At 57.8% G+C, this 10424-nt stretch carries 6 protein-coding genes; 4 read left to right on the top strand and 2 right to left on the bottom strand.

Translation table 11 applies throughout. The features are described 5' to 3' along the window. Positions 1-160: 160 nt before the first annotated feature. Positions 161-2611 carry an endopeptidase La gene (lon, locus tag AC13DJ_RS06850; RefSeq protein WP_482934195.1) on the bottom strand — a complete coding sequence of 817 codons (2451 nt, stop codon included), beginning with the start codon at positions 2609-2611 and terminating at the stop codon, positions 161-163. Between the two features lie 137 nt (positions 2612-2748). On the opposite strand from lon, the gene trxA reads away from it, so the two are divergent. Both trxA and AC13DJ_RS06840 read left to right on the top strand, forming a co-directional pair. Beyond that, positions 2749-3612, top strand: a complete 864-nt coding sequence (trxA, locus tag AC13DJ_RS06845; protein WP_482934194.1) for a thioredoxin — start codon at positions 2749-2751, stop codon at positions 3610-3612. Between the two features lie 63 nt (positions 3613-3675). Beyond that, positions 3676-3993: a hypothetical protein gene (locus AC13DJ_RS06840; RefSeq protein WP_482934193.1), complete on the top strand. Its 318-nt coding sequence runs from the start codon at positions 3676-3678 to the stop codon at positions 3991-3993. Between the two features lie 77 nt (positions 3994-4070). Here AC13DJ_RS06840 and AC13DJ_RS06835 read toward each other — a convergent pair whose 3' ends face one another. Next, positions 4071-5435, bottom strand: coding sequence for a KamA family radical SAM protein (locus tag AC13DJ_RS06835; protein ID WP_482934192.1), 1365 nt, complete (start codon positions 5433-5435; stop codon positions 4071-4073). Between the two features lie 664 nt (positions 5436-6099). Here AC13DJ_RS06835 and aceE point away from each other — a divergent pair. Together aceE and aceF are read left to right on the top strand one after the other, a co-directional pair. Beyond that, complete coding sequence (aceE, locus tag AC13DJ_RS06830; RefSeq protein ID WP_482934191.1) at positions 6100-8763, top strand: pyruvate dehydrogenase (acetyl-transferring), homodimeric type; 2664 nt, start codon at positions 6100-6102, stop codon at positions 8761-8763. Positions 8764-8773: 10 nt separating this feature from the next. Further along, positions 8774-10423: a dihydrolipoyllysine-residue acetyltransferase gene (aceF, locus tag AC13DJ_RS06825; protein WP_474541023.1), complete on the top strand. Its 1650-nt coding sequence runs from the start codon at positions 8774-8776 to the stop codon at positions 10421-10423. Position 10424: the final 1 nt, after the last annotated feature.

Raw genomic sequence — 10424 nt, 5'->3', positions numbered from 1 at the left:
GTGATTAGGCAGGCGCGCGGCGAATCCTCATCAAGGCCAGAGGCGGCAGCGCAGCCTCGTTAACAGGCCGGATATATGGCAGCAACCTGTCCCTCATCAACAACGTCTGAGGCCTTGCAAGCGGGGAGGAGACCATATATGGATTCCGTGGCAAAAAAAGTCAGTGCACCGAAGCCCCTTTCCTGGGCTTATTCCCAAAGCAAACCTGAAACACATCGTTATAGTGCTTCGCAAAGTTCACGGTAATCCCTTCCTTCAGATACTCCGGCAATTCCTCATAATCCCCCCGGTTTGCCTCCGGCAGGATCAGGTTGTTGATCTTCTGCCTGCGCGCAGCAATCACCTTTTCGCGAATACCTCCCACCGGCAACACCTGCCCGGTTAAGGTCAGCTCCCCGGTCATGGCGATGTTCTGCTGCGGGGCTTCTTTGCGGGCGATGGAGAGCAGGGCGGTGGCCATGGTTACTCCGGCGCTGGGTCCATCTTTCGGGGTGGCGCCTTCCGGTACGTGCAGGTGCACGAAGGATTTTTCGAAGAAGGTCGGGTCGCCTTTGAAGCGTTTCAGGTTGGACGACACAAAGCTGTAGGCAATCTCGGCAGATTCCTTCATCACATCCCCCAGCTGCCCGGTGAGCTTGAACCCGCGCTGGCTGGTGTGAACCTGTGACGCCTCGATACTCAGGGTAGCGCCGCCCATGGCGGTCCAGGCAAGGCCGGTGACTACGCCGGTGCCCTTCATGGATTTCTCTTTGCGGAACGCGGGCTGGCCCAGGTAGTCCGGCAGGTCCGCAACGCCGACTTTTACCGGCTTGTCCGGGTTTTCCAGCAGTTTCACGATGCCCTTGCGGATGATCTTGTGCAGCAGCTTTTCCAGGTTCCGCACGCCGGCTTCCCGGGCGTAGCCTTCGATCACCTGGCGGATGGCCGCATCGGTGATGTTCAGCTGTTTCTTCAGCAAACCGGCACGTTTCAGCAGGCGCGGCATCAGGTGATGCTTGGCGATGGCCAGTTTTTCTTCGCCGATGTAGCCGGACAGTCGAATAACATCCATGCGGTCGAGCAATGGCCGGGGGATGGTGTCCAGCTGGTTGGCGGTACACACGAACAGCACCTTGGACAGGTCCATGCGTACGTCCAGGTAGTGGTCCAGGAATTCCTTGTTCTGTTCCGGGTCCAAAGTTTCCAGCAGGGCCGAGGCCGGGTCGCCCTGATAGGAGCTGCCGATCTTGTCGATCTCATCCAGCATGATCACCGGGTTGGCCACCTTGCTGTCTTTCAGGGCCTGCACGAATTTACCGGGCATGGCGCCGATGTAGGTGCGGCGGTGGCCTTTGATTTCAGCTTCATCGCGCATACCGCCGACACTGAACCGATAAAACTCCCTGCCAAGGGCATCGGCCACCGAACGGCCGATGGAGGTTTTGCCCACCCCCGGAGGGCCGACTAGTAAGAGTATGGAACCGCTCACTTCGCCCTTGAAAGTGCCTTCGGCCAGGAACTCGATGATACGGTCTTTTACATCGTCCAGGCCGTCGTGGTCCCGGTCCAGAATGCGGCGGGCTTCGGCCAGGTCGAAGTGGTCTTCGGAATGCACACCCCAGGGCACTTGGGTAATCCAGTCCAGGTAGTTGCGGGTAACGCCGTATTCCGGGGAGCCCTGTTCCAGCACCTGTAGTTTCTGGATTTCATCCTTGAACCGGTCCTGCACCGCGTCCGGTGGGTTCAGTTTGGCCATGCGCTCTTCAAAGCGCTCCACATCGGCGGTTTTGTCGTCCTTGGCAATGCCCAGCTCCCGCTGGATGACTTTCAGCTGCTCGCGCAGGAAGAATTCCCGCTGGTGCTTCTGCACCTTCTCGTTTACTTCTTCATTGATCTCGGATTGCAGGCGCGCCACTTCCTGCTCTTTGCGCATCAGCAACAGCACCCGCTCCATACGCCGGAGCAGGGGCACGGTATCCAGCACATCCTGCAACTCCCGGCCCGGGGCACTGGTCATAGAGGCGCCGAAGTCTGCCAGCGGCGAGCTGTCTTCCGGGCCAAAGCGGGACAGGTACTGCTTCACCTCTTCGCCATACAGCGGGTTGGTGCGCAGTAGCTCCTTGATGGCGCTGATAATGGCCAGGGTGTAGGCCTTGAGCTCATCCGCCGGTTCTTCCGGCTCCTCCGGGTATTCCACTTCCACCAGGTAGGGCGGGCGGCGGCGCAGCCACTGCACGATTTTGAAGCGCTGCATGCCCTGGGCAATAAACTGGACCTTGCCTCCTTCGCTCTGGGCATGGTGAACCTTCACCGCGCAACCCATGGTTTCCAGGTCATCGCTGGCGGGAATGCCGGTTTCAGATTCCGGGTCTTCCACAAAGCAGATACCCAGCACCTTGTGCTCGGTCTCGCCCACCCGCTTCAGGGTTTCCTGCCAGGGATTCTGGTTGACCACCACCGGCTGCACCTGCGCCGGGAAGAACGGCCGGTTAGACACCGGCAACACATACATACGCCGCGGCCTGGCTTGCTGCGGCAGGATCAGGCTTTTGCTGTTCTCGTCTTTACCGATGTACTCGGTCACGTCGTCTTCAAATTCTTCCAGGGAGTCTTTGCGGTTCTCGTCATTCATACCGTTTTGCTCTCAAGGCTGAGTGGTTAAAGATCTATGTGACGACGAAAGCCAGGTTTTCAAGCTGGCTTGATTTTTCTGCTGCCGGCTCCATATCTTTAGGCAATTTTATTCATTCTGGTACAGGTTCCCGACTTATGAGCAACTCGCCGTATATATTCGACGCCACCGCCGACAACTTTCAGCAGAAAGTGATGGAAGCCTCCGCCACTACACCTATTTTGGTGGACGTATGGGCCGAATGGTGCGCGCCTTGTAAGCAGCTGATGCCGATTCTGCAGAAGCTGGCGGAGGAGTATCAGGGCAACTTCCAGCTGGCCAAGGTGAATGCGGACGAGCAGCAGGAGCTGACAGCATCTCTGGGCGTGCGCAGCCTGCCCACCATCATTTTGGTGAAGAATGGCCAGGCGGTGGATGGCTTCAACGGTGCCCTGCCGGAAAGCGAAATCCGCAAGGTACTGGAAAAACACATCGAAGCCCCGGCGGAAGACCCGTATGAAAAGGCCCACGCCTTGTGGGACGCTGGCGATGTAGACGGTGCCCTGGCGATCCTCACCGAAATGAACCAGAAAGACCCGGAAAACCTGGATGTGCTGATCGACCTGGCCCAGCTGAAAGCCGAGCAGGGCGATCTGGACACCGCCGAGCAGGTACTCAACAGCCTGCCGCCGGAAGAGAAACTGCAGCACAAGGCCAAGCAGTTAGCGGCCAGGGTTAAGTTCCTCAAGCAATCTGGCGAACTGCCGCCGCAGGCCGAGCTGGAAGCTAAACTGGAAGCCAATCCGAAAGACCCCGAGGCTCTGCACCAGTTATCCCTGCACATGGTGCTACAGGACAAAAATGCCGAAGCCATGGATCTCTTGATTCGCCTGATGCAAGCAGACGGCGCTTATAAAGACAGCATCGCTAAAACTACGCTGGTGGAGCTGTTCGAGAAGCTGGGGAACAACAATCCGGATGTGCGGGCTTACCGCAGGAAGTTGTATACCTTGATGCACTGACCCGGTCTGCCGGAACCGAGCCGGGCGGTTGCATCACCGCCTGGCTCTGATAATTACCTGAAGATGCTCAAACTCCCGCCCCAGCCCGACGACTGTGAAATCTGCCAACGCCCCGTTGCCGGGCTCACCCGCCATCATTTGATTCCCAGGCACCTGCACAGAAAGAAACGCTTCCAGAAGCTGTTCAGCAAGGAAGACATGGTCACCCGCACGCTCTGGGTTTGCCGGCCCTGCCATAACGCGATTCATAAGGCTTGCTCGGAGTGTGAGCTTGGGTTGTATTACAACAGTTGGGATAAGTTGATGGAGCTGGAGGAATTGATGGTATTCGTGGAGTGGATTCGGGACAAGCCGGAGGGGTTTGTGCCGAAGGTTCACTGATCATCATGATCTATTTGTATTGCACAAAAAACCGGGCGATTTGCCCGGCTCTCTGGATTAGCTGAGTATCACCTGATTCAGGCTTTACCCTGCTTCATCGCCTCAAACTCATCCTCAAAGAAGAACTTCTCCTCGCCAAAGGCGGGCTCCAGCTCGTGCAGCCAGGTGGCCGTCTCGCTGTACTTGGCAAAGAACGGGCGCTGTACCCAGTCCGGGTTGCGGCCTTGCAGGAAGCGCAGCACGAACACCTTTTCGCCTTTGATTTCGGTTACGCCCTGGATTTCTACCTTACCGGGGCCTGCGCTCATGCTGGGGCCGCGGGCGGTGCGGGCCAGGCCGCTGACTTGCTTCATGGCTTCGCGGTAGATGTTGTAGGCCTCGGCCAGGGGCACTTCGAAGTAGTTCTTGGCGCCGGTGTCCCGCTCTACAAACATGTAGTAGGGGATGATGCCCAGCTTCACTTCGCGCTTCCACAGCTTGGCCCAGGCATCGGCATCGTCGTTCACGTGCTTGATCAGCGGGCCCTGGGCGCGGATTTCGGCACCGGTGGCGCGGATGCGGCGAATGGCTTCTTCCGCGATGTCGGTGGTGATTTCCTGCCAGTGGTTGTAGTGGGCCATGATGGCCACGTGCTTGCCGGCATCAACCAGCTTGGCGAACAGTTCGATCAGCTCGTCGGCATCTTTATCGGTCACAAAGCGGTACGGCCAGAAGGTGAGGGCCTTGGTGCCGATGCGGATGGTCTGGATGTGATCGAATTCCGGCTGCAGCAGGGGCTCCAGATACTGCACCAGGTTTTTGGTCTTCATCACCATCGGATCGCCGCCGGTCACCAGCAGGTCGGTCACTTCGGTGTGTTCTTGAAGGTAGCCGTGCAGTTTCTCGGCATCGGTGCTGGCCATTTTCAGGTCTTTGTCACCGACAAACTGCGCCCAGCGGAAGCAGAAGGTGCAGTAGCTGTGGCAGGTCTGGCCCTGGGACGGGAAAAACAGCACGGTCTCGCGGTATTTGTGCTGTACGCCGTCCAGTACTTCGCCATCCAGCTCCGGCATGTTCATTTCCATCTGGCCGGCCGGGTGCGGGTTCAGCTCGTCGCGGATTTCCTTGGCGGCGGCCTGGATGTCCTTTTTCTCTGCGCCTTCGCGGTGCAGCTTGGCCATGCGCTCGTAATGTTCGTCCTTGAGCATGCCTTTCTGGGGAAAGACCAGCTGATAAATCGGGTCGTTGGGCACCTTGTCCCAGTTGATCAGTTCGTTGATCACATATTCGTTAACCCGGAATGGCAGCACGCTGGCTACCACTTTCATCTCGAACAGGGTGTCTTCAGGGAGATTCTGGATCGCCTCAATCTTGTCGAGCTGGCGGTCGGTAAACACCTTGAACCGGCGCTCCTCGAATTCCTGAACCGGAATACGGTTCGGAAAGGTGACGATGGAGTTCATAGATCGCCCTCTGTTGTGAGCCAAAGACAAAAGGAGGCGCGCCTCCTTCACTGGTTAAAAAACGGGCAGGCAAGTATACATAAATCGAAATTCATTTTCAGGTCTAATTAATAAAACGAGAATTTGGATGCTGGCATTTCGAGTTAGAGTCGCCAATGTCGCCAATTTGCTGCTAAAAATCACGAAATATCATGAAGGTCAGGCTCTAATTATGCTTAGTGTCTTGATGTAAATGAGGGAGAGGTGGGGTTTCGACCTTGGTCGGAGATCGGTTGTTTCGTGATCGGAATGTCGTCATTATTGCGTAAGTAATCTAAATAAATGGCGGTCAATTGCCATTCAAACGGGTGTTTGTTTGTTTTTGGATGTCATTTTGTAGTAAAAGAACGAAAGTTTTTGCTTCTGCTGGGTAGTCAGGGCCGGCAGAACCAGTCTCCGTGCGATCGGCCCGGGCCAAAAGCCACACCGCTAACCGGTCGCCCGGCAGGAAAAATGAGAAAGCTGTTCTATGCTTGAGAGAGGTCAATCACGCAGTTCAGCTTTACTTACAAGCTGACGTTTCCACAAAAAATACTGCATACCATCGCAGCTTATCGACTTCGCACCGTCTGTGGCCGCTGATCGTGGCCGGCGTTGCACCTTTTGATGCCAAGGGGAGGGTTTGATGTACCAGGATGATGATCCCATTGAAACCAGTGAATGGCTGGATGCGCTGGAATCTCTGATCGAGAACGAAGGCGTAGACCGTGCCAAATACATTCTGGAGCGCCTGTCTGAGCGTGCCAGTCGTGATGGCACCGAACTGCCATACTCCATTACCACGCCTTTCCGCAACACCATTCCGGTGACCCAGGAATCGCGTATGCCTGGCGATCTGTTCATGGAGCGTCGTATCCGCTCCCTGATTCGCTGGAATGCCATGGCTATGGTTGTCCGCGCTAACAAGCGCCCGGGTGACCTTGGCGGCCATATTTCCACTTTCTCCTCGGCAGCCACTCTGTACGATGTGGGCTTCAACTATTTCTTCCACGGCGGTGGTGAAGAGCGCGCCTCAGACCTGGTGTACTTCCAGGGCCACGCATCGCCGGGCATATATGCCCGCTCCTTCCTGGAAGGCCGTTTCAGTGAAGAGCAACTGGACAAGTACCGCGAAGAAGTAGACGGCGAAGGTCTGTCTTCTTACCCGCACCCCTGGCTGATGCCGGATTACTGGCAGTTCCCGACCGTTTCCATGGGTCTGGGGCCGATCCAGTCTATCTACCAGGCCCACGTCATGAAGTACCTGCACAGCCGTGAGCTGATCGACATGGACGGCCGCAAGGTGTGGGCATTTGTGGGCGATGGTGAGTGCGATGAGCCGGAAACCCTGGGTTCTATCTCCAAGGCCGGCCGCGAGAAGCTGGACAACCTGATCTGGGTGGTTAACTGCAACCTGCAGCGCCTGGACGGCCCGGTACGGGGCAACGGCAAGATTGTCCAGGAACTGGAGGGCGTGTTCCGTGGTGCCGGCTGGAATGTGATCAAGGTGGTCTGGGGCCGTATGTGGGATCCGCTGTTCGAGAAAGACGAAGACGGCGTGATGCAGCGGGCCATGGATGAGCTGTGCGATGGCGAATTGCAGAACCTGACGTTCAAGGGTCCCGCCTATACCCGCAAGGAGTTCTTCGGCAAACATCCGGAGCTGGCCAAGCTGGCGGATAATCTGTCAGATGAAGACATCAGCAAACTTAACCGTGGCGGCCACGATCCTTACAAGGTCTACGCGGCTTATCACAAGGCTGTGATCCAGGCCAACGGCAAGCCCACCGTGATTCTGGCCCACACCATCAAGGGTTATGGCTTCGGTGCAGCGGGCGAAGCCCAGAACACGGCACACTCTTTGAAGAAGCTGGACATCGATACCCTGAAAGCATTCCGGGATCGTTTCGGTGTGCCGCTGAAAGACGAAGAGCTGGAAGACGTACCTTATTACCGTCCGGCGCCGGACAGCCCGGAGCTGGTCTATATGAAGAAGCGCCGGCAGGAGCTGGGTGGTTTCTATCCCAAGCGCAACAAGGACTGCCAGCCGCTGCAGATTCCGGAACTGGATATCTTCAAGCAGGTGCTGGAAGGCTCCGGTGGCCGTGAGATTTCAACTACCATGGCCTTTGTCCGGATTCTGAGCGCCCTGGTCAAAGACAAGCGCATCGGCAAGCGCGTTGTACCTATCGTGCCCGACGAAGCCCGTACTTTCGGTATGGAAGGCATGTTCCGTCAGTTGGGTATCTACACGGCGGAAGGCCAGAAATACGTGCCCCAGGATCGTGACCAGATCATGTACTACCGCGAGGACAAGAAAGGCCAGATCCTGCAGGAAGGCATCAACGAAGCGGGTGCCATGTCCACCTGGATGGCCGCGGCGACTTCGTACAGTACCAACAGCTTCCCGCTGATTCCGTTCTACGTGTTCTACTCCATGTTCGGCTTCCAGCGCGTGGGCGATCTGGCCTGGGCTTCCGGCGATATGCAGGCCCGTGGCTTCCTGATCGGCGGTACCGCTGGCCGTACCACCCTGAACGGCGAAGGCCTGCAGCACCAGGACGGTCACAGCCACGTACTGGCGAACACCATTCCGAACTGTAAGGCCTATGACCCGGCCTACGGCTACGAAATGGCCGTGGTGATCCGTCACGGTATGAAGGAGATGTTCGAAGACAACCAGAACGTCTACTACTACCTGACCATCGAGAACGAGAACTACGAACAGCCCGCCATGCCGAAAGACTGTGAAGACGGCATCATCAAGGGCATGTACAAGTTTGAGTCTGTGGAAACCAAGGGTCGCAAGAAGAGCCCGCGGGTTCAGCTGCTGGGCGCCGGCTCGATCATGAACGAAGTGCGCGCCGCCGCACAGATGCTGAAAGACGACTGGGGTGTGGCTTCCGATGTGTGGAGCGTAACCAGCTACAACGAACTGGCCCGTGACGGCCAGCACGTGGAGCGCTGGAACCACCTGCACCCGGACGACAAGCCCCGCAAGGCCTACGTGACCCAGTGCATGGAAGATGCGCAGGGGCCGGTGGTGTCGTCTACCGATTACATCAAACTGCACTCTGAGCAGCTGCGGGCATTCATCCCGAAAACCTACATGACCCTGGGCACCGACGGTTTCGGCCGCAGCGATACCCGCGAGAAGCTCCGTAACTTCTTCGAGGTGGATCGTTACTATGTGGCGGTTACCGCCTTGGCCGCCCTGGCGAAAGATGGTGAGATCAAACAGGAGCAGGTTCTCGAAGCCATGCGCAAGTACGGAATCGATCGCAACAAACCGAACCCGGTGCTGAGCTAAGGAGACCGCCATGAGTGAACAGGAAATCAAGGTTCCCGATCTCGGCGGGGCTGATGAAGTCGAGATCATCGAAATCATCGTCAGTGAAGGGGATTCGGTAGAGGAAGAAGATCCGATTCTGACCGTGGAATCCGACAAAGCCTCGGTAGAACTGCCGGCCCCCGCCGCCGGCAAGATCACCAAAATCACCGTGAAGGTGGGTGACAAGGTGAAAGAGGGCGACGTGATCGGCATGCTGGCCGCCAGTGGGGATGCTGGTGGTTCTGACGATGCCGAAGAGGGCAAGCCTGAAGATAAGGCTGAGGAGAAATCCGAGGCCAAGTCGGAAGACAGCAAGCCGGCACCGAAGAAGAAAAAGTCTGGCGGCTCCCGCACCGAAGTGGTGAAGGTGCCTTCGCTGGATGGCTTCGACGACGTGCCGGTGATCGAAATCAACGTGGCCGAAGGCGACACCATTGGCGAGGATGATCCGCTGGTGACCGTGGAGTCCGACAAGGCCACCATGGAAATTCCGTCCCCCTATGCCGGCAAGGTTGGCAAAATCCTGGTGAAGGAAGGTGACAAACTTTCCGAAGGTTCTGACCTGCTGGAAATGACCATTGAAGACGATGGTGAGGATGAGGACGAAGCGGTAGATTCCGGTGACAGTGCCAAGGCCGAAAGCCCGGCCAGCAAGCCGGAGAAGAAAGACAGCAAGCCCGAAGCGGCCCCGCAGCCGCAAGGCTCTACCTACGAGCCGCCGGCACCGGGCACCAAGGTGCATGCCGGCCCGGCCGTGCGCAAACTGGCCCGGGAACTGGGTGCAGACCTCACTCGCGTGAAAGGCTCTGGCCCGAAAGGCCGGATCGTGAAAGACGATGTCCACGCCTACGTGAAGAGCCAGTTGCAGCAGGCCCAGCAGGGCGGCGGCGTGGCCACCGGTTCTGGCATTCCGGGCGTGAAACTGCCGGACTTCAGCCAGTTCGGTGAGATCGAGCGTGAAGGCATGTCCCGCATGATGGCGGCCACCGCCACCAACATGCAGCGCAGCTGGCTGAACGTGCCCCACGTGACCCAGTTCGACGATGCCGACATCACCGAAATGGAAGCCTTCCGCAAAGGCCAGAAAGCGGCCGGCGAAAAGCGTGGCGTGAAAATGACCCCGCTGCCGTTCCTGCTCAAGGCCTGCGCGGCAGCACTGGCGGAACTGCCTCAGTTCAACGTGTCCCTGGACATGGAGCGCAAAGAGGTGGTGCGCAAGAAGTACATCCACATCGGTATTGCGGTGGATACGCCTCATGGCCTGATGGTTCCGGTGATCCGGGATGTCGACCAGAAAGGTCTGTGGGAGCTGGCGGCGGAAAGCGCCGAGCTGGCCCAGAAGGCGAGGGACAAGCAGCTGAAGCCGGCAGAAATGCAGGGCGCCTGCTTTACCATCACCAGTCTGGGCGGCATTGGCGGCACCGCGTTCACCCCGATTGTGAACACGCCGGAAGTGGCGATCCTGGGTGTCTCCAAGGCTTCTATGAAGCCGGTGTGGGACGGCAAGGAGTTCCAGCCGCGGCTGATGCTGCCACTGTCGCTGTCTTACGACCACCGTGCAGTGAACGGGGCAGATGCCGCCCGGTTTACCAACCTGCTGACGCAGCTGCTGGGGGATATTCGTACCTTGTTGCTGTAGT

The sequence above is a fragment of the Marinobacter sp. L-46 genome (assembly GCF_056859535.1).
Note: the sequence above shows the minus strand (reverse complement) of the source record. Positions and strands in the feature narration are given on the sequence as shown.